18 protein-coding genes are annotated in these 19,714 nt (G+C 41.3%); 12 read left to right on the top strand and 6 right to left on the bottom strand.

What is annotated here, in order from left to right; translation table 11 throughout:
- Positions 1 to 122, bottom strand: a 122-nt coding sequence (locus IH879_06650) for a site-specific integrase (protein MCH7674616.1), incomplete at its 3' end; no start/stop codon positions are given.
- Positions 123 to 460: 338 nt separating this feature from the next.
- Here IH879_06650 and bcp point away from each other — a divergent pair.
- The 12 genes from bcp (at position 461) to rpiA (ending at position 15,547) form a co-directional block, all read left to right on the top strand.
- Positions 461 to 982, top strand: a complete 522-nt coding sequence (gene bcp, locus IH879_06645; GenBank protein ID MCH7674615.1) for a thioredoxin-dependent thiol peroxidase — start codon at positions 461 to 463, stop codon at positions 980 to 982.
- Positions 983 to 1,094: 112 nt separating this feature from the next.
- The gene (locus IH879_06640) at positions 1,095 to 1,970 is read left to right on the top strand and encodes an exodeoxyribonuclease IX (protein MCH7674614.1); all 876 of its coding nucleotides are present in this window, start codon (positions 1,095 to 1,097) and stop codon (positions 1,968 to 1,970) included.
- 152 nt (positions 1,971 to 2,122) lie between these two features.
- Complete coding sequence (accB, locus tag IH879_06635) at positions 2,123 to 2,602, top strand: acetyl-CoA carboxylase biotin carboxyl carrier protein (GenBank protein ID MCH7674613.1); 480 nt, start codon at positions 2,123 to 2,125, stop codon at positions 2,600 to 2,602.
- Between the two features lie 31 nt (positions 2,603 to 2,633).
- On the top strand, positions 2,634 to 3,989 hold the full coding sequence (gene accC / locus IH879_06630; protein MCH7674612.1) for an acetyl-CoA carboxylase biotin carboxylase subunit: 1,356 nt from the start codon (positions 2,634 to 2,636) through the stop codon (positions 3,987 to 3,989).
- Positions 3,990 to 4,011: 22 nt separating this feature from the next.
- The gene (gcvH, locus tag IH879_06625) at positions 4,012 to 4,389 is read left to right on the top strand and encodes a glycine cleavage system protein GcvH (protein ID MCH7674611.1); all 378 of its coding nucleotides are present in this window, start codon (positions 4,012 to 4,014) and stop codon (positions 4,387 to 4,389) included.
- A 498-nt stretch (positions 4,390 to 4,887) separates the two neighbouring features.
- Positions 4,888 to 5,919: a PorV/PorQ family protein gene (locus IH879_06620; protein MCH7674610.1), complete on the top strand. Its 1,032-nt coding sequence runs from the start codon at positions 4,888 to 4,890 to the stop codon at positions 5,917 to 5,919.
- A 215-nt stretch (positions 5,920 to 6,134) separates the two neighbouring features.
- The gene (locus IH879_06615; protein MCH7674609.1) at positions 6,135 to 9,284 is read left to right on the top strand and encodes a VCBS repeat-containing protein; all 3,150 of its coding nucleotides are present in this window, start codon (positions 6,135 to 6,137) and stop codon (positions 9,282 to 9,284) included.
- 84 nt (positions 9,285 to 9,368) lie between these two features.
- Positions 9,369 to 9,734, top strand: coding sequence for a hypothetical protein (locus tag IH879_06610; protein ID MCH7674608.1), 366 nt, complete (start codon positions 9,369 to 9,371; stop codon positions 9,732 to 9,734).
- 284 nt (positions 9,735 to 10,018) lie between these two features.
- Positions 10,019 to 13,048 (top strand): PD40 domain-containing protein, encoded by a 3,030-nt coding sequence (locus IH879_06605; protein MCH7674607.1) that lies wholly within the window; start codon positions 10,019 to 10,021, stop codon positions 13,046 to 13,048.
- Between the two features lie 16 nt (positions 13,049 to 13,064).
- On the top strand, positions 13,065 to 13,937 hold the full coding sequence (locus tag IH879_06600; GenBank protein ID MCH7674606.1) for a hypothetical protein: 873 nt from the start codon (positions 13,065 to 13,067) through the stop codon (positions 13,935 to 13,937).
- Complete coding sequence (locus IH879_06595) at positions 13,931 to 14,734, top strand: hypothetical protein (protein ID MCH7674605.1); 804 nt, start codon at positions 13,931 to 13,933, stop codon at positions 14,732 to 14,734. Before IH879_06600 ends, IH879_06595 begins: the two co-directional genes overlap by 7 nt.
- Before the next feature lie 114 nt (positions 14,735 to 14,848).
- Positions 14,849 to 15,547, top strand: a complete 699-nt coding sequence (gene rpiA, locus IH879_06590; GenBank protein ID MCH7674604.1) for a ribose-5-phosphate isomerase RpiA — start codon at positions 14,849 to 14,851, stop codon at positions 15,545 to 15,547.
- A gap of 38 nt (positions 15,548 to 15,585) precedes the next feature.
- Here rpiA and IH879_06585 read toward each other — a convergent pair whose 3' ends face one another.
- From IH879_06585 to IH879_06565, 5 genes are all read right to left on the bottom strand, one after another.
- Positions 15,586 to 16,554: a sigma-54-dependent Fis family transcriptional regulator gene (locus IH879_06585; GenBank protein MCH7674603.1), complete on the bottom strand. Its 969-nt coding sequence runs from the start codon at positions 16,552 to 16,554 to the stop codon at positions 15,586 to 15,588.
- A gap of 1,137 nt (positions 16,555 to 17,691) precedes the next feature.
- On the bottom strand, positions 17,692 to 17,931 hold the full coding sequence (locus IH879_06580; protein MCH7674602.1) for a hypothetical protein: 240 nt from the start codon (positions 17,929 to 17,931) through the stop codon (positions 17,692 to 17,694).
- Positions 17,932 to 18,282: 351 nt separating this feature from the next.
- Positions 18,283 to 18,537, bottom strand: coding sequence for a hypothetical protein (locus IH879_06575; protein MCH7674601.1), 255 nt, complete (start codon positions 18,535 to 18,537; stop codon positions 18,283 to 18,285).
- Between the two features lie 62 nt (positions 18,538 to 18,599).
- The gene (locus IH879_06570; protein MCH7674600.1) at positions 18,600 to 19,010 is read right to left on the bottom strand and encodes an ABC transporter ATP-binding protein; all 411 of its coding nucleotides are present in this window, start codon (positions 19,008 to 19,010) and stop codon (positions 18,600 to 18,602) included.
- A 69-nt stretch (positions 19,011 to 19,079) separates the two neighbouring features.
- Positions 19,080 to 19,703, bottom strand: a complete 624-nt coding sequence (locus IH879_06565; GenBank protein MCH7674599.1) for a hypothetical protein — start codon at positions 19,701 to 19,703, stop codon at positions 19,080 to 19,082.
- Between the last annotated feature and the right edge of the window lie 11 nt (positions 19,704 to 19,714).

Raw genomic sequence — 19,714 nt, 5'->3', positions numbered from 1 at the left:
GTTTTGTCTTTGGTGAGATAGAGACCAAGAAATTCATACGCCCGCTTGCCGCTCTGGTAGATGTCAAGGTAAAGGCTCACGTTGCCGCTGGCCAGTTTCCGCTTTCTTAATTTAACTGACATTTCTTTCTCCCCAAAAATAGAAAGCCCTGAGTGAGGGGATAGGCTAAGCGGTAGCCTTTTTTGACAGCACCCAGGGCTTTATGAAAATGTTTCTTTTTTGTGTTCCGCTTATTCATCCCTTGTTACTCGCCTTGTGATTGCTTTGTTACTTAGTCCCAATTTAATACATGAGTAACAAATAAGCAACAAAAAAAGAGAAAGTAACAAAAAACATCTGAGAAGAAAGAGCAATTGAAACGCCCTAACTTACTTTAATTACTTGCCTTAGTTTTCCTTGTATTTTCTCTTGTTTTCCCGTGTGAAATCAATATCGAATCATCAATCAAACGGGAGGAAATATGCAAGAAGGCCAAGCCGTGCCGGATTTCAAGATAAGAAACGACAAAGACGAAGAGGTGAGCCTATCCGATTTCCACGGCCAAAATGTCGTTCTATATTTTTATCCCAAAGACAACTCCTCGGGCTGAACGAATGAAGCAATAGGCTTTCGTGATTTAAAGCCAGAATTTAAAAAACTCAACGCCGTGATTTGGGGCGTTAGCCCGGACAGTGTTAAGTCCCATCAAAATTTCAGCCAAAAAAACAGCCTGTCTTTTACTCTTTTGAGCGACGAGAATAAGGAAGTCGTTCAGCTTTACGGCGTCTGGAAAGAAAAGAGCATGTACGGCAGAAAACAGATGGGGGTCGAAAGAACCACATTTGTCATTGACAAAGAACGAATGAGTCAAAAGATATTTCCGAAAGTAAAAGTGCCGCAGCATCCAGAAGCGGTATTAGATTTTGTAAAAAGCTGGACTAACACGGGTGGAACCGCTATCGAACAAGTTGAGCAACAGTCATTACGCTTCGCTGTCATTTAAGTCGAGTATTTTTGTGCTACTCGAAAAATGACGCCGAAGGCCAATGGCTAATGACGTTTTATGTCATTTTGCTTTGCATCATTAGGCATTTTTACCCAAATCAGCGAAAAATATGACAACCGTTTACCTCATCGACGCCAGCCCATACATTTTCAGAGCTTATTATTCGCTTCCGCCTACTATAAAATCCCCCGATGGGATGCAAGCCAATGCGGTTTATGGCTACACTGATTTTCTTATTCAAATCCTAAAAGAAAGCCCAACCCACATTGCCGTTGCGTTCGATGGCAACCTGAACACTTCCTTCCGCAACAAAATCTATCCGGAGTACAAAGCACAAAGAGGGCTGCCGCCGCCGGAGCTTGAAGCACAACTTGAAGCTTGTTTCAAGGTTACCGAGGCTATGGGAATGCCTGCTTTCATCGATGATGAATTTGAAGCTGATGACATCATCGGTACCTTGCTTAATCAGGTTTTGGGGGACAATCATAGAGCAGTTGTAGTTTCAAACGACAAAGACTTTGCTCAATTTGTCAGTGATAAAGTTACATTTTGGAATTTTGCCAAAGGAGAACAATATGACAGTGCGGCAGTCGAAGAAAAATTCGGCGTGCCTCCCGGGCAAATTGTTGACTTGTTGGCTTTAATGGGTGACTCGGTCGACAATATTCCCGGCGTTCAGGGAGTCGGGTCGAAAACCGCAAAGACTTTGCTGAATCACTTTGGATGTCTTGAACAAATTTATGAAAATATTGATGCGGTGGAAAGTTTACCCCTTCGAGGAGCGGCTTCAGTTAGAGAAAAACTCATTCAGCATCGGGAAATGGGCGAGCTTTCAAAGCAACTTGCTACGATCTCCGTGAATGCTCCTTTCCGAGCTGATCTTAATAAGTTGGAATATGTAGGAGCCGAAAGAGAAAAAATCGAACCGCTGTTCAGAGATTTGGGCTTTACTGACATTAAAGACCGCATCCCTTGTTGGGCTTAATTTGGCAAAAATGGGTTGCATTTTTATCTTATTTCGGTTATATTCATGTGCTTCAAGAGAACCTTTCAAGGCTAAATTGCAATCATTTGACATCAATCGGGGGTCTAGAGAGAAAAACGTTTGCCGAATTTCGGTATGAGATAGGAGGCGGTATGAAAGAACAAGAGATAAAACGATTGGTTAAAATCGTTGAAGAGAGCAATATCGGTACCCTGGAAATATCGCGATGGGGTCGCAGCATTAAAATCACTAAAAATACAATGAGCCCCAACTCAATGACCAACTCACACTCAACTCAGACATATTCGGTGCCTCCAGCAGCTCCATCCCAGGTACCGGTTGAGCCAAAAGCTCAAGAGGCCAAGCCCGAAACACCTGCTGCCAGCGTCGGCGGTGATGAAATTAAATCGCCAATGGTTGGAACATTTTACCTCTCACCGGCGCCCGACGCGGACCCTTATGTAGAAGTCGGCAGTGCCGTTAAAAAAGGTCAGGTTTTATGCATCATCGAAGCCATGAAACTTATGAACGAAATTGAATCAGAGCATGATGGAAAAATAGTTGAAATTTTAGTTGAAAACGCCCAGCCGGTAGAATATAATCAACCGCTATTCCGCATTGAACCCGCTTAAAAAAATCTTCACCTAACCATACAGAGGAAAATTGTTCAAGAAAGTTTTAATTGCCAACCGAGGGGAAATTGCTCTCCGTATCATCAGGGCTTGTAAAGAGCTCGATATCGCTACAGTTGCAGTCTATTCGGAAGCTGATGCAGATTCCCTGCATGTGCGTTTTGCCGATGAAATCGTCTGTATCGGTCCGGGGCCCAGCGCTCAAAGTTACTTGCAAATCCCCCGAATCATCAGCGCCGCCGAAGTGACCAACGCCGAAGCTATTCACCCCGGGTATGGATTTTTAGCTGAAAATGCCCATTTTGCCGAAGTCTGTGAGTCCTGCAATATCAAATTCATTGGCCCGGAACCTCAAATGATCAGGGATATGGGCAATAAAGCCAAAGCCAAAGATACCATGAAGAATGCAGGTGTCCCGGTTATTCCCGGTAGTGATGGAATTTTAAAAGATAAAAATGAAGCAAAAAAGATAGCTCATGGGATTGGTTACCCGGTTATTATTAAAGCTTCAGCGGGCGGTGGCGGGCGTGGCATGCGCATTGTGCGGGATGCAGATGGTATTGACAGGGCATTTGAGACAGCTACAAATGAAGCCCAGACAGGTTTTGGGAATCCGGATTTATATATGGAGAAATTTATCGAGCATCCGCGTCACATCGAAATCCAGATTCTGGCCGATTCACATGGTAATGTCGTTCCTTTAGGAGAAAGGGAGTGCTCCATTCAAAGGAAACATCAGAAATTAATCGAAGAATCTCCGTCTCCGGTAATAACACCGAAAATTCGAAAGAAAATGGCAGATGCGGCTATTAAAGGCGCTGAAGCTGTAAATTATGAGAGCGCCGGTACCATTGAGTTTCTTTATGAAGACGGTAATTTTTATTTTATGGAAATGAACACGCGAATCCAGGTTGAGCATCCGGTGACTGAAATGGTCTTTGGAATTGATTTGATCCGGCGACAAATCGAAATTGCCGCCGGACTAAAATTTGATTGGAATAAAGAATTCAAAATGCGCGGCCATGCCATTGAATGCCGTATCAATGCCGAGGATCCTGCAAAAGATTTCAGACCTTCTCCGGGTAAAATTACCAGCTTTCATGTGCCCGGAGGTCATGGAGTCAGAGTCGATACGCACGCCTATGCGGGTTATGTTATTCCGCCTTTTTATGATTCGTTAGTTGCAAAGCTCATTACACACGGTAAAACCCGGGAGGAAGCCCTGACAAGAATGAGTCGATGCCTGGAAGAGTTTGTCATTGAAGGTATCGCGACAACCATACCATTCCATGAAATGATTCTGCAACAAGAAGACTTTATTGCCGGAAATTTTGATACGAGATATGTAGAGAAAATACAAACAAAAATGTACGCTGCTGCAGCATAGTTAACAAAAAAGGAGAATTGACATGGAGATACCTGAGGCATTACAATATACCTCAGAACACGAATGGATTGCAATTGAGGATGATGTTGCAACAATTGGCATAACCGATTATGCCCAAGGTGAATTGGGTGACATTGTATTCGTAGAGTTACCGAATAAAGGGGACTCAACCAACCAGACGGAAGCTTTTGGCACCATTGAAGCAGTCAAAGCTGTATCGGAACTCTACGCCCCTTTGAGCGGCGAAATCAAGGATGTGAATAGCATTTTAGAAGAACAACCAGAACTCATCAATAACGATCCTTATGGTGAAGGCTGGATAATTAAACTTAAGATAAGTGATGAGTCCGAGCTGGAAAAACTTCTTTCAGCAGAGGAATATCAGTCGCAAATCAGCTGATTCAAATTTCGATAATGTCACGAAATAATACAGTTTTTGAATTGATGATTTCGTTTTCTTGAAATCCGTTTAAATTAACGAACAGTTTTTTTTCTTATAAGTTTTTGATATTAAACATGTTCTACTCCACATTTTCCAACTTTTTACATCATGGCATGAAAATTGTAAATGATATATTCTTTTGGATTAAGACATTTTAGATTTAAAAAGACATGCCGATATTTAAAAAGTCTAGTTTCATTTAAAAAAAATCTTGACAATCTAAAGTTAATTAGATATATTTAAAAAAATTTGAGGAGTACGCTTATACAATTTCGTTAAAGGTTTAGGTTAATTTTTAAAACTGTTTTAAATCTGTTCCTTTAATCGAATTTTGTATGGGCTACGTGCCCGAATGGTGAAGGTTCTTTCTATAGTCGTAGAGCCTTGGCATTCGGTTTTTTATTTTAATAACGCTAAATTACAGTTTCAATTATTTTAAATTATCTGGAGGTAATCATGAAAAGAATCATAACTAGCGTAATAGTACTCCTCGTGTTGGTTTGTTCAATATCTAACCTTTTTGCAGTCAGCGAGGCGGCACTGTTATTCTTACTGATTTCACCGCACGCGCGTGCCGCTGGCATGGGAGAGGCTTTTGTGGCCATTTCAGACGATGTCTCGGCTATTTACTGGAATCCCGCCGGTTTGGCTTTTCAGAAAGACAAACAGTTCACCACCATGTACGCAAAATGGCTGCCGCAGTTTAATTTGAGCGACCTGTACTACCTCTTTAGCGCATACCGTCAATCCATCGAAGGCCTGGGCACCATTGGTATCAATATTACTTATTTGAATTTAGGTGAACAAAACATTACAGAGGAAACTAGCCCCGAGGTCGTGGGAACGTTCAATAGCAATGAGTGGGCTATCTCCCTTGCATACGCAACGCTGCTCTCCGAAAACCTGGGTGTCGGTCTTAATTTCAGGTTCATTCGGAGTAATTTGGCAAATGTTCAAGTTGGGGCACAAAAAGGTGCTGGTGTCGCAAATGCTTTTGCAGTTGATTTAGGTATGCTTAAGAAAAATTTTCTCATTAACAGGCTCAATTTTGGCGTGAACGTTTCCAATATTGGTCCAAAGATTACTTACATTAACGCCTCACAAGCTGATCCCATTCCTACGAATATCCGAGTAGGTTTTGCTTATAACATTTTGGAACAGCAATACAACAAAATCACACTGGCACTTGATGTAAACAAGTTGCTGGTGAATAGGACAACGGAGGGCCCTGATTCTGTTTGGAAGTCAATGGTTACGGCCTGGGGCAATGACGACTTAATATTTAACTTAGGGGGCGAATACTGGTATGCCGATTTAATTGCTTTGCGGGCAGGCTATAATCATGATGAGGCCGGAAACGTTAAGTTCCTGTCTTTCGGTGCCGGATTAAGATATGCGAATTATCAATTTGATTTTGCTTACGTTGCTGCGCCTGAAGGACATCCTCTTTCAGACACTATGCGTTTTTCTTTAATGATAGGTCGGTAAACTATCGAATGAAAATATGGGGCTGTCTAACCAAATTTTCAATTGATTAGACAGCTTCATGATCCTTGTTAATACTCTTTTCTAATATTCTTCTTCCAAGAAAAATTGTGCGTCCAACTTATACGTTTTAAATGCCAAGTCATCGAACCATCAAGATTATTACATTCATATGCTTTCTCTCATTTTGGCAGATAGCTTCCGGCCAAAATTTGACTTTGAAGCTGTACTCTAACGGAATTTCAGATAGAGATTTATTAGAATTAGGAAATTCTGTCACTCGCCTGAATCGAGTATCCGAAGGTACTTTTCAAAAAAAGCAAAGTCCCGACACGCTAAGAATTCTCGCAATTCGTGTCGTGTTTCAGGAAGATAGCAATGATTTGACCACAGGGATCGGAGAATTTGAACTCACTCCAGACTCGGAGATCACCATAGACTCACCTCCGCATGGCCTAACCTATTTTGAACATCAGTTACTTGCTCTTGCAAATTACTATAAAAAAGTTTCAAGAAGTAAACTCATCTTAGAGGCCGATGTTTATCCAAAAGGCCCGACTCGTTCCTATAAACTATCTCAGCAAATGAGTGCTTACAGTTCGGCTAATTCGGAAGAGCTGTTGGATGAAGGACTTTCCCAGCTGTTTCAAGAGGCTTTTCAATTAGCAGATACTACCGATAGCATCGATTTTTCCAGTTACGATAGTTTTTTTCTGTTCCACGCCGGCGTTGGCCGGGACTTTGCTTTTGATTTTAATCCAACGCCCCTCGATATCCCATCTGTGTTTTTGGATTTTGGAATTCTAAAAGAGAATTTGGGTAACAACGATCCCTCTTATCGAGGTATTGCCGTAAATGGCGGCTCGTTCTTTATTCGTGACGGCTTAATTCTTCCGGAAACCCAAAGTCAGCAGGGCTTTGAAATCGGATTGCTTGGCACGATGGCGCTCATGTTTGGAAGCCAGCTCGGGCTGCCGATTTTGTTTAATCCGGATACCGGTTTACCCGGGATTGGTGTTTTTGGGCTTATGGATCAGGGCTCGGGCAACTTCAGCGGTCTTTTGCCCGCTGAACCATGCGCCTGGTCGAAAATCTTTTTGGGTTGGGAGTCGCCAATTGAAATCAGAGAAGGCGACAATATTCCAATCGCCGCGTCACGAGCTTCGAATCAAAACAAAATTTACAAAATTCCTATCGACAGCAAAGAATATTTTCTACTTGAAAACAGGCATCGTGATTTCGACAACGATAATGTTGCAATTGGCAATGACGCAGACGGTAAGCGGATTGAATTCACCTGGACCGGTGAAGGGGTGCCCACAATCGTACACAACCCAGGGATTGGCGTTATTACCCAGGTCGATGAATATGACTTTGGCTTGCCCAAGTTTTTATTTTACCAGGGGGAGCTATTGGTTGTTGAGGCTGGAATTCACATCTGGCACATCGACGAAAGGGTCATCGAAGCAAATTTCGCATCTAACCGAGTCAACGCCGATCCGAATCACCGCGGCGTTGCTCTCAAAGAAGCAGACGGCGCTCAGGACCTGGGTCAACAATATGGTTTTTTAAGTGCAGGTGCTGGTTCAGAAAATGGTACCACGGAGGATATGTTTTGGGGGTCAAATCCGATCAACATGCTAGTCAATAATTCAACTGAGGTCGCTTTCACGCCATTTACGACTCCAGGCAGTCTGTCGAATTCAGGTGCCAATCCACAGGTTTTTATTACGGATTTTAGTGAGCCGGATACTGTGATGAGCTTCAGCGTTCGGAATGAAATTACTGTCGCCGGTTTTCCGCAGTTTTCAGGCTCAACAGTCCCCCTAACGAATTCACCTGTCATTGCAGATTTAAATAACGACGCCAATAAGGAAATTATTTTCGCTTCACAAACCGGTACGGATATTTTAGTTTGGAATTCAGATGGCTCGAAACTTATTCAAAATCAAGATTCCAGGCAAATTGAAAAAATCAATGGAGAGATTGAAACTCTGCCATTAGCGATATTTGCAAGTCCAAAAGGCTCAAAAGTATTTTCGACAGCAGTTGCCTCTGCTGATCTTCAAAGCGGCGCTAAAAGTGTCGTTATAGGGGTGACCGATCAAGTAGTCGCTGCGTATTTACCGGAAGATACAAATCCGGTAGATGGCAGGGCAGATAGTTTGTATGTATTTGAGAGTCCGGTAAGGTTGACAACTCCTCCTCTTATAATCGACACTGCAACTAATTTGATTGGTTTTCAAGTGGTTGTTGGAACGGAAACAGGTGACTTGCTCATCGTGAGTCCAGATGGCTCAGCAAGGTTTGCCCAGAATGCGGCGGATGATGAAATCTCAGGTTTGGCGCTTTTGCCTCCGGATAAAATTGCTTTTACTGCCAGAAATGGACAGATTGGATTAATTGAATTTGACGGAACTCAAATTTGGCGAAATGAAACTAACGGCACCATCTCGAAGTCTCCCGTAATCGGAGATTTAGATCAAAATGGAAATCTAAATTTTATATGCATAACTGATGAAGGTGAAATTCACGTTTTTGATGAGTCCGGCGCAACTGCATCCGGTTTTCCAAAATCCACCCATTTGAATATGTCTTCCGAACTCACTTTGGGTGATATTGATGACGATGGATTTTTAGAAATCGTTTTCAGCGCTGAAAATAAGGTTCATGCATTTAATCACATCGGAGTTTTAGAAAATCATTTTCCAATTGAAATTAACTCAGACCAAACTCTTGCCACAACGCCCTCATCACTCATCCTGGTAGATTTGGATGATGATGGAACACAAGAAATTATTGTGGGCTCATCTAACCAGCTCATTGCTTTCCATACCACCGGACAAATTGCAGCAGGCTTTCCTCTTTCGACTGGAAACACTGTCAATTCAACGCCATTTGCTGCTGATTTGGATAACGATGGTGATCTTGATCTTGCAGTCGCGTCCGACGATGGATTTTTATATGTTTGGGATCTGCCAAATACTTTTAATCCCGATAATATTTCCTGGGGCGGGTTGTTTAATGATTCCGAACATTCAAATGCCAACTTATTGAGCTTGCCGGCCACTTCACCAGGAAGTCAGCTTATGCCAGGAAAATTGGTTTACAATTATCCAAACCCAACGGAGGGAAATGCGACCACAATAAGATACACTTTGAATTCGCCGGCGCAAGTAAAAATCAAGATTTATGATTTAGCCGGTCAACTAGTCGATGAGCTGCAAGGCACGGGGTTTGGGCAGGCTGAGAATGAGGTGGTTTGGGGGTTGGAGAATATTGAAAGCGGAGTTTACTTGGCTCGCGTAGAAGCTGATGGAAACGGCAATAAAGACGCAGCCATAATCAAAATTGCAGTGGTTAAATAATTTGTCCGAAAGTCTTTTCGGGAACACACTAGGTTCTAAGAGATGTATCTCCAACTTTAGAAAGAACAATTTGGGTGTTTTTAAATGCTGAAAAAATCGATTCTATTTTTAATTCCATTCTGCATTGTATTTTCTTCTAAGAATGTCAAGGGTGCAGCGGGCGAAGATAAATTTAATTTTGGCATCCGCAATAATTTGACGTTACGGAGTTTCAGGTCTCCACCAAATCGCTCCATGGGACTGTTTTTTAATTATAATATGTCCAGAAGACTTTCTTTGCAAATGGAAGTTGAAAGCGAACAATTTCTTCCCGATATTCTTCTAAATCGAACTCCTGAATCAAACTTCCTCGATGGCGGATTACGACGCGAATGGGCGATAAGTCTGGCGTTAAATTACCAAATGAAGCCTTACTGGATAATCTTAGACCTTTTGTCTGTTTGGGCGTAGGGGAATATTACATTCAAGGGAGTAAAGCCATGATTAAACAAGGGAAAACAGACCCTCAGGAAAGAGGTCTGGACTACGAACATGCGCGATCAGTTTAGACGCGGCGGATTTTTCGGTGCCCTGGGCTTAAAATTTCAGGCAAATTCAAGGACCGCACTTTTTATACAAACGAAATGCTCCGTTTTATTCGATAGAAATGATTTAATGTTGGGACATCCATCCAAATTTACTGATTTGCTAAACATTTCCACCGGATTCAGATTCAACCTGAATTAAAGGAACGGATGATAAAAAAAAATATCATAACGGCTCTCATTTTTTCAGCACATTTTTTGTTGTTTGTACCGCACTCCTGGGCACAATCTGAAGAATACAATCATCCTGAGTTGAAATGGTTTACCATCGAAACCAGGCACTTCTTTGTCCATTTTCATAATGGCACGGAGCGCACTGCCAAAGTGGTGGCCAAGATTGCTGAAGAAGTTTATGAACCGATAACCTCACTTTACCAGTTCCGACCGGGGAGCAAGTATCATTTCATCATTCGCGATCACGACGACTACTCAAATGGCGCCGCTTTTTATTACAATGACAAACTGGAGATTTGGGCCAGCGCCATGGATTTCGAGCTAAGGGGTTCGCACAATTGGCTGAGAAATGTAGTCACTCATGAATTTACTCACATGATTCAGTTGCAGTCTTCAAGGAAGATAACGCAACGGATTCCGGCTTTTTATTTTCAAGCGATTGGATATGAAGAGGACCGGCGGGAAGATGTTTTGCATGGCGGTCCAAATGTGATCGTCTCCTACCCTCTTGCCATGACCGTGATGCCAGGGTGGTTTGCCGAGGGCGTGGCGCAGTATCAAGTGCCCGGTTTAGGTTACGAAACCTGGGACTCGCATCGTGACATGATTTTGCGGACTGCCGCTTTGGATGAGAGATTGCTTAGTTATAATGAATTGGGCGTCTTTGGCAAAAATAGTCTGGGTAATGAAAAAGTTTATGATCACGGGTATGCCTTCGTCTCTTATCTGGCGAAAAATTATGGCGTGGACACATTTCGTAAAGTCTCGCAAAATATGAAAAACTTCTTTCGCCTGTCCTTGGACGGTGCCTTGAAAAAGGCCACCGGTAAAAAAGCCCGTGATTTATATTTGGACTGGACGAATGAAATCCGTGCTGAATATTCTCAGCAAACCCGTGATATTCTTGAAAATAAGATCGAGGGCAGGCTCTTTGAATCTAGAGGATTCGGGAATTTACACCCGGCATGGTCTCCGGACGGTTCGAAAATAGCCTATCTAACGAATAAAGGGAATGATTATCTTTCGCAAACAAAGCTGGTGGTCAAAGATGTGGAGACAGGCAAGTCGGAAACGATCAGCGCTGGAGCTCGGCACTCGATTAGCTGGTCACCCGATGGAACCCAGTTAGCCTACGCAAACAAATCTGCCCGCAGCAAAGGCGGATCGCACTATTTCGATATTTACATTTATGATTTTAAAAAGAAAAAGGAAATTCGCCAGACAAAGGGTCAGCGCGCCCACAGTCCCAATTGGTCGCCGGACGGTAAAAAGTTGGTCTTCGTTTCCGCCAAAGATGGCACCAAAAACCTGGGTGTCTTTGATTTAGAAAGCAAAAAAATTGACCAGCTCACCAAATTTAAAAACGGCGAACAACTTTCCAATCCGCAGTGGTCTCCGGACGGCAAATCAATCTTGTTCGCTAAATCCATTCGTAATGGGAAAGATTTACTTTTATTTGAGCTTGCTTCAGCTGAAATTAAAACCATTTTAGAGGGACCATTTGATTCGCGCGATGCTGTGTTTAGCAAGGACGGAGCAAAGATTAATTTTAGCTGGGATAAAACCGGAATTTTTAACATTTACTCCAAAGATTTGGAAACCGGTGAAACTCAGCAATTAACCAACGTGCTTGGCGGGGCTTTCATGGCTTCCGTAAATGATCGCGGTGAATTGGCTTTCGCTAACTTTACTTCTGAGGGCTATAAAATTTCTTTATTAAGCAACCCGATGCCAATTGATGCATCTAAATCCAAATATCTTGCTTATAAAAATAGCGGGATTAAGATGGCATCAATCAAAAACTCGGTTCCGGAGTCGTTACTTGAGAATATTAACATTCGAAATTTCGATGATTCCAAAGTACCTGATTTCGAAGTGAAGCGTTACAAAAACCACTATTCACCGGTTAGTTTTCTGCCGCGGGTGATGATTGATTATGGTACGGTAAAAGTTGGCTCGTATCTCTATTCTTACGATGTTTTAAACAAATACGGCTTCCTGGCCGGTTTTGCTGCAAACAGTCGTTTTGATTATGATCTATTTGCCCTCATCGATTTTCGAAAACTCGGACCAACTTTATTCTTAGAGGCCTATAATCAAGTTCAAAATACCAGTGTCAAAGTAGAGGATCCCAACGACCTTGCTCTGCGCCAATTGAGTGAGGTAACCGATAAATTCAAATTTAATTTAGCTGAAGTTGACATTGGTGCAAGATTCAAGCTCAGTGATTCGAATATGCTTCGAACCGCTTTTGTGTTCAGCCGTTACGGAGCAAGATTAAAGCTTCCAAGCAGGGCAGGCCTGACAACTATAAATTACACCTATTTTATCGGACGCGATTTTTCTTTCAAGTTCAGCCACCGCAGCTTAAAGCCCGCAGTAAATTCAGAAATCAATCCAAAGGGCCGAACGATTACCTTTAATTATGATCGTGAATTCAATAAATTTTTGCGTGACTTTAAAACTGACACTCCAATCGACATAGAAATTTTTGAAAATTATAACTACAACAAATTCACGCTTGACTGGAAGGAATTCCGGGAATTGCCCATAAAAGATCATACGCTTAATTTGGATATTCAGGGTGGATTCATCGATACAAAAGTGGACAGTTTTTTCAATTTTTTTGGCGGCGGCATATTGGGAAATCGCGGTTATCCATACTTCAGCATTGAGGGTAGAAAAATGTTGCTGGGACGATTCACGTATCGATTTCCCTTATTCAGGCATTTGGGTCTGCGTTTGATGCATATGTATTTTGACAAAGTGTTTCTGGGGGTTTTTTACGATTACGGCAACGCGTTTAACGAAAACAAGCTGGAACTAAGCAATTTTAAAAGCAGTGTTGGTTTTGAGATTAGAGCAGATTCTTTTTCATTCTATTCTTTTCCAACTCGAATCTTTTTTAACGCCGCTTACGGTTTGGATAAATTTGAGGCCGAAAACCAAAGTTACGGCAAAGAGTGGCGCTATTATTTCGGACTCTCTTTTGGTTATTTAGATTAACATTTGGGAAATTATGATGTTGAAATTGATTTTAACCTTGTCTTTTTTAGGATTTCTAAATTCAAACTCGCTAGCAGAAAAAGGGCAAACCGCCAGTGAAATATTAACTAATTCCTTAATTGAGAACAATTCAAGGTTTGAGTTTTTCAAAAATTTTCAACCGCAAGCTCAGAATTCGCCTCCCCAAAACGGAGCTAAGTCTGTTCCCAAAGCTCTGCTTTTCTCGGCAGTTGTTCCGGGAAGCGGCCAAATTTATTCGCGCTCTTACCTAAAGGGGCTCGCGTTCCTTGTCATAGAAGCGGCGGCTTTAACCGGTCATTTTCGCTTTAATAGTCGAGGAGACCTTTTAGAGGATCAGTTTGAAGCCGATGCAAATGCCCTATGGGATGAAAATGCTTACTGGAATTGGATGGAAGAAATCTGCGGCGGCAGCTGCAATAACATGGATGATTTACGCAGTTTTGAACGTGCTAACTTTTCTCACTTTTTACCTGAGGAAAAAAATCAGCCATATTATGAAAACATCGGCAAGTACAATCAATTTATCATTGGCTGGCAGGAATTTCGGGAAGAAATTTTACCGGAAGAGATCGGTGAAGAACCATTCACTTACGCCCACTACCAAAGTGGAGAGCTGAATGGCAAAGACTTAAGGACTATTTCTCCGCAGAGAACTTCTTACACAGAACTGCAAGACGATTCCGATCGTAATTTCAAACGTGCGACCACCCTGGCTTCGCTGCTTCTGCTTAATCATGTCGTCAGTGCTCTGGACGCTGCCTGGACGACAAAAAGATTCAACCGCAGAGTGCAGGCTGGGTTAAGCGTTAGGCAGCAGATCTATCAAACTGAAATTATTCCGGTCCTGAGGTTAGGGGTGACATGGTAAAAAACACGTTTGCTTTACTTTTTTTGGTTCTACTAAGCTCTACCCTACTTTCTGCTCCCGCTGAGAAAAAAAGCTATAGAATTAAGAATCTCGCACCTTCGTTAGAGCAATTTAAATTCAAACAAAAAATTCTCAACAGCAGCTCCTCTGAGGATGCTAATAAGGAACCACAGAATTTTGCAAACAGTTGGCTTTTAACGGAAAATCAAGGTAGGGCGTCAAAAAAGAAAGGGCGCGCATTTTTGCAATCACTGCTTCTCCCCGGCTGGGGACAGCACTATGCTGAATCCAGGACCATAATGAAAGTGTTTATTGCAAGCGAAGTACTGCTTTGGGGATCCTTTATAGGGTTGACAACCTGGGGCAATTGGCTTGAGAACGATTACCGTAACTTTTCTGTGCAGAACGCGGGAGTCAATTTAGAAGGTAAATCGGATACATATTTTACCGACATCAGCAACTATGGCGATATTCTTGCATACAATCAAGCCCAACTAAGGAATCGAGACGTTAACGCCGTCTACACAGACACTGAGACTTTTTTTTGGAAATGGGACAGCGAGCAAAACCGCCGCAAGTTTGATGATATGAGAATCAGCAGCGATCGTGCCCGCAATCGTGCAGATTTAACCCTCGCCTTCATTTTTACTAACCACGCAATAAGCGCAATCCACTCAACATTGGCCGTTTTCAAATTTAACAAACGCCATGAAAAGCAAAACCTGGGACTAAAATTAGATTACGACAGCTATTCGGATAACCGGTATTTCAAAGTCGGATTAGTAAAAAAGTTTTAGTTTCAATTCGCACTTGCCTTCCATGATTTAGATTTTTATATTCCTCTAAATTTTTCAAAAACCTCAAAAAAACCAACGTTGAATTAAATCATTTGTGAAAAAGGATTTCAGATTATGGCGCTTCCTGAAGCCAAAAAAACAGCTGCTGAAAAAGCAGTTACTTACGTCCAAAATAACATGATAGTCGGCCTTGGCACAGGCTCGACCGCAAAGTTCGCAATCGAATTTATCGGGCATAGAGTTGCCGCTGGTCTTAAAGTTCAAGGAGTTGCTACATCTTTAGAAACTGAGAGATTGGCAAAAGAAAATAATATACCCCTCTTGACTGAATTTAAAGAAGTAGGTGTCACGATTGACGGGGCCGATGAGGTCGATGCACAGGGAAACTTAATCAAAGGCGGCGGCGGTGCTTTAACGCGAGAGAAAATTGTTGCAGCCGCAAGCAAAAAGGAAATTATTATTGTCGATGAAGCGAAATTGGTAGAAACTCTTGGAGCTTTTCCCTTGGCCGTTGAGGTCCTTCCTTTTGGCTGGACATTTGTCCAGAAAAAATTAAGAACTCTCGGGTGTGAAGTTAACTTAAGAAAAAAAAGTGGGGAAATTTTTCTAACGGACAATCAAAACTACGTTCTGGACTGCAATTTCAAACAAATCAGGCAGCCTGATAAATTAGAGCGTGAAATTAATTCTATTCCCGGTGTGCTAGAAAACGGTTTGTTCGTCGGACATACAAACTTGGTGATCGTTGGAAAAGCGGACGGTACAACTCAAGAATTCGTGTATCAAAACAACAAGGGGAGACGAAGTTGGTAAATCTCAGTTGAAGTTTCCCCGTCCGCTGTTGTTTAAAGTCAGTCCCTGGGTATTGCGTATTTCTTCATTTTGAAACGCAAGGTTGCTTCCGGTACGCCAAGACAACGTGCTGCTTTTACCTGGTTACCGGCAAACTTGCCCAAAGCTTTCTTAATAAGATAAGTTTCAACGTCAGAAATAACACCTTTAAGGTTTCCAATTTCAAGAAAGTCCAATGGATGTCGCTGAGTTTCAAACGGCAAAAATTCCGTTGAAAGCTCACCTTCAGGCGACATCATCACCAGGTTTTCAACGCAGTCTTTCAACTCCCTTATATTGCCTTGCCAATCGTATTCAAGAATCGACTCGAAAATCTCGGCAGGAACAGCCGGAATATCCAATTGATTTTCGTGGCAATAATTTTTGAGGAAATAGATAAATAACTCAGGGATATCCTGTTTTCTGCTCTTTAAGGCCGGAACATTGATTGAAAGCGTTTTTAATAAAAAGTATAAATCTTTTCTGAATTTTTTGCTTTCAATGGTGTGTTCCATCTCGCCGTTACATGCTGATATTATCCGGACATCGAGCGGTATGTTATCCTTTCCACCGATTCGTCTAAACCTCTTCTCCCGGATAACCTGCAGCAATTCAAACTGGTGCTCAAGTGGAGTCTCATCGATGTAGTCAAGGAACAGCACTCCGTTATTGGCTTTCTCTAACAACCCAATTGTTCGCTGAATTGTGCCATTTGCCTCGGTTTCTTCTCCGAATAGTTCCCTTTTGCCAATCGTGTACCCAAGGGCGGAGCAATTTATCGACACAAAAGAACGATTCTTTCGCGAGCTCAGTAAATGAATTTTTTCGGCTATATATTCCTTTCCTACCCCTGTCTCCCCCACTAACAAAACACTGCTGTCTACTTTGGCAAACTTTTTAATCGCCCGGTTAATACGTTTTGCCTCCGGACTATTTCCAATAAATCTGTGATTACCAGGCTGGTGCATAGATGTATTATTTAAATTCATATCTCTTAACCCTTTTAATATTAGAATTTAATTAATTAGATTTCCCTCCTTTGATCGTTTTTGATAAAGCACGGTAAGATAAAAAAACAGAATAAATACTCCGAAAGAAAGTACTGCTAAATTCAACTTTACAAAAATTGGCACCTCAAAATAGTTTATTAAAAAGATGAAAAATAAAGTGCCGAAAGTGATGCTATTGCGCCGCTGGTGAAAATAGGCTCTTGCAAAATGCAGGATTAAAACTCCGGTACTTTTTTTCCTTTTGATTGGAACACCAAGATTTTTTCTTTCAACGATAATTGAATCATAAAATCGTCCAAATGCTGAGTAAGAATGGTTTAGTAACTTAAACATGGTAATTAAAAAGAATGACAGAGTAATTAAGAGTATGTATTGAGTCAATTGGAAAATCATAATATGATAAACATAACCTAACAAATTTGTGATATCCGTAATAGTCATGATAAAAAAGCACACCATAATAGCGTTGAGATGCTCTCCCAGTGACTTATCATATCTGTATAACAGAATACCAAAAAAAATGAGAAAAAACAACGGTAGAAAATTAAAATATAACAGGTTTTTGTCGAAAAGTGCTCCGTGGTCAAGTATGTAATACTTATCGAGAAAGAATGGATAAAAATGCCAGATCAGAATAGGTAAGATTATTGATAAGCTGATAGCGTAAATGCGGAGTGGGCTAAAATTTCTGAAAAGATATTTTATACAAATGTAAACGATACACAGTGTAAACGAAAAGTTAAGAGCAATGGTTTGGTATTCATATAAAGTCAAAGCCAGATTGTAACTACCAAATAGATTTTCTTCGCCAATAAAAATATATGTAACGCCCAAGCAACTTATCAGAGAAAAAAGTGCGATGTTCAAAAAGATAAATTTATTGCTTTGAGCTTGTAAAAACAAATACAGACATTGTAGAAACAAAAGAAAATATAGAGATACATTGATCCAGGAAAATATTGGCACACCTTTGGTGAGGTAGGTTGGAAATGACAATTAAAAACAATCCGAAACCAAACCAAATGTTAATGATCCTAAAGTGAATACCAAAAACCTTTTTAAACATATTGACCCGAACAGAAGATGAGATAATTATACGTCTACTTATTTACTCTATTAAACACTATCAGTTGGTTTCGGCTTAGGCTTCTCTGGCTTCGGCATTGGACTTTTTATACTTGGTGTTGGATTCGATTTAGATTTTAAATCGGTGGACGCCATAGCCGTTTCATTGCTTAAACCAACGTCAGAAAAGAACTTACTTACTTTCCCCTGATTGTCCAAAGCGGTGAAGGCTAAGATGAAAAGCACGTAAAGTGAGGCTATTACTGCGAGTGCGAACAGTTTTTTCTTCATGACAAACCTCCTTTGAAGGAAAATACTGTTCGGGTCGCTAAAAATATACGGCCTTCGTCTTAGAAAATCAAGGAAAAACGCACAAAATTACGACAATAAGTTAACCTTTATTGATATTTTGTCTTTTTTTCAAATTTGGGAAGGGCTGTCGTTTGATTTAGGACCAGTCGATCGATTTAAAATTTCTTTTGTCAAGATAATAAACATTTTGTGATTTGTCAACGATTTTTTAACGAAATCGTTATTTTTTACAGCTTGACTTTATGAAAACAAACAATCTTGAATTTTTTAAAATTTTGAATTAGAATGAGATAGCGTTTGTTTTCACTAGGAATCTCATAACAGTGATACTTATTGAATCCTTTGCTTTTTAAGCCATGACAGATAACGCGTTTCGTTATTCGATGAGACTAAATCAAGAAACAACTGTTCCAAATCTCCATAGGTCTCACCACTTAACTCGTCTTTGATCCGGCTCCGAATATCTATGGTTGGACTTTGAAATACTAACGACCCTTCATGGATAATGGCAACTTCGGTGCACAATTCTTCCACCATCGAAAGATTATGAGAAGTCAAAAACACCGTAACACCATTCTGTGACATCAGCTTTAGATTATCTTGTATAGCCTTTGTCGAAATCGGATCTAAGCCCTCAAAAGGTTCGTCTAAGAACAGAATTTCCGGCTCATGAATGATGGCACACATAAAAGCAAGTTTTTTTTCATGCCTTTAGAATATTCATGAACGAATTTGTCCTCTTGACCTTGCAACCCGAAAACCTCAAAAAGTTCATCCGTACGCTCTTCTATGTTAGCTTTCTGCATCCCATAAATACGAGACGTAAAATAAAGCTGTTCTCGGCCTCTAAGGTGTTCAAACAAGGCGAGATCCTCCGGAACAACTCCAATACGTTGCTTAATAGTTATAGCTTCTTGCTCAAAATCCAAACCTAATAATCTTATTGTGCCCGAAGTCGGCGGCAGAATTCCTGTTAACATGTTTACAGTCGTGGTTTTTCCGGCGCCATTCGGACCAATAAAACCCAAAACAGTTCCCTGCTCAACCTGAAGGTTCAAATCGTTTACAGCAGTTTTGAAACAAAAATTCTTAGATAATTTACGTATGTCGATAGATTGCATATGAATTCAACCAGATATTTCGTGAACAAAATCTTCCTTATTCTCAGCCAGTTTTCTTGATAACGGCTTGAGGCTGATGATGTAAATTGCCCATGCCATGACGGACAGGCTTGTGGTTACGAGTCGAAAATCAAGCGAAAAAAAGCTATATATTGACACCGGCAAGGCGGCCGCAAACAGGCATACTACAAAAACGCCACGATGGAAACTTCGCCCGAGAACGGCGCCGTACCGAACCTTTCTCGGACTTATAATGGTTGAATACGTGCTTGCTGTGACGCTGACAAAGTAGAGATAAAATGCCGCGATGATCAGACCTTGAATGATCTCCGCACTGAACATGTCCCGCAACTCAAGCCGGCCCAATCCACACACTGCGAGCTGAAAAAGCAGGACGATGACAAGAAGTGAAAAATTTTTCGACAGAATCATTTCCTTTTCATTGACCGGACAGAAAAAATAGGCTCTTATGGCTTTTTCGTCATACGAAAACAAATACGGCAACAGATCAGACAGCAATATCACCGTCCAAAAAAGAGCCATAAACAAGGCGAAGGCAAATTCATCCTTTTCCCCGGAAAACCCGCGGAATTGTAAGAAAACGACCACGGCGCCTAATGTACAAAACATGGTAACTCTCG

The organism is candidate division KSB1 bacterium (assembly GCA_022562085.1).
Taxonomy (GTDB): domain Bacteria; phylum Zhuqueibacterota; class Zhuqueibacteria; order Oceanimicrobiales; family Oceanimicrobiaceae; genus Oceanimicrobium.
The sequence above is the reverse complement of the archived record's forward strand: the minus strand, read 5'-3'. Positions and strand labels throughout refer to the sequence as shown.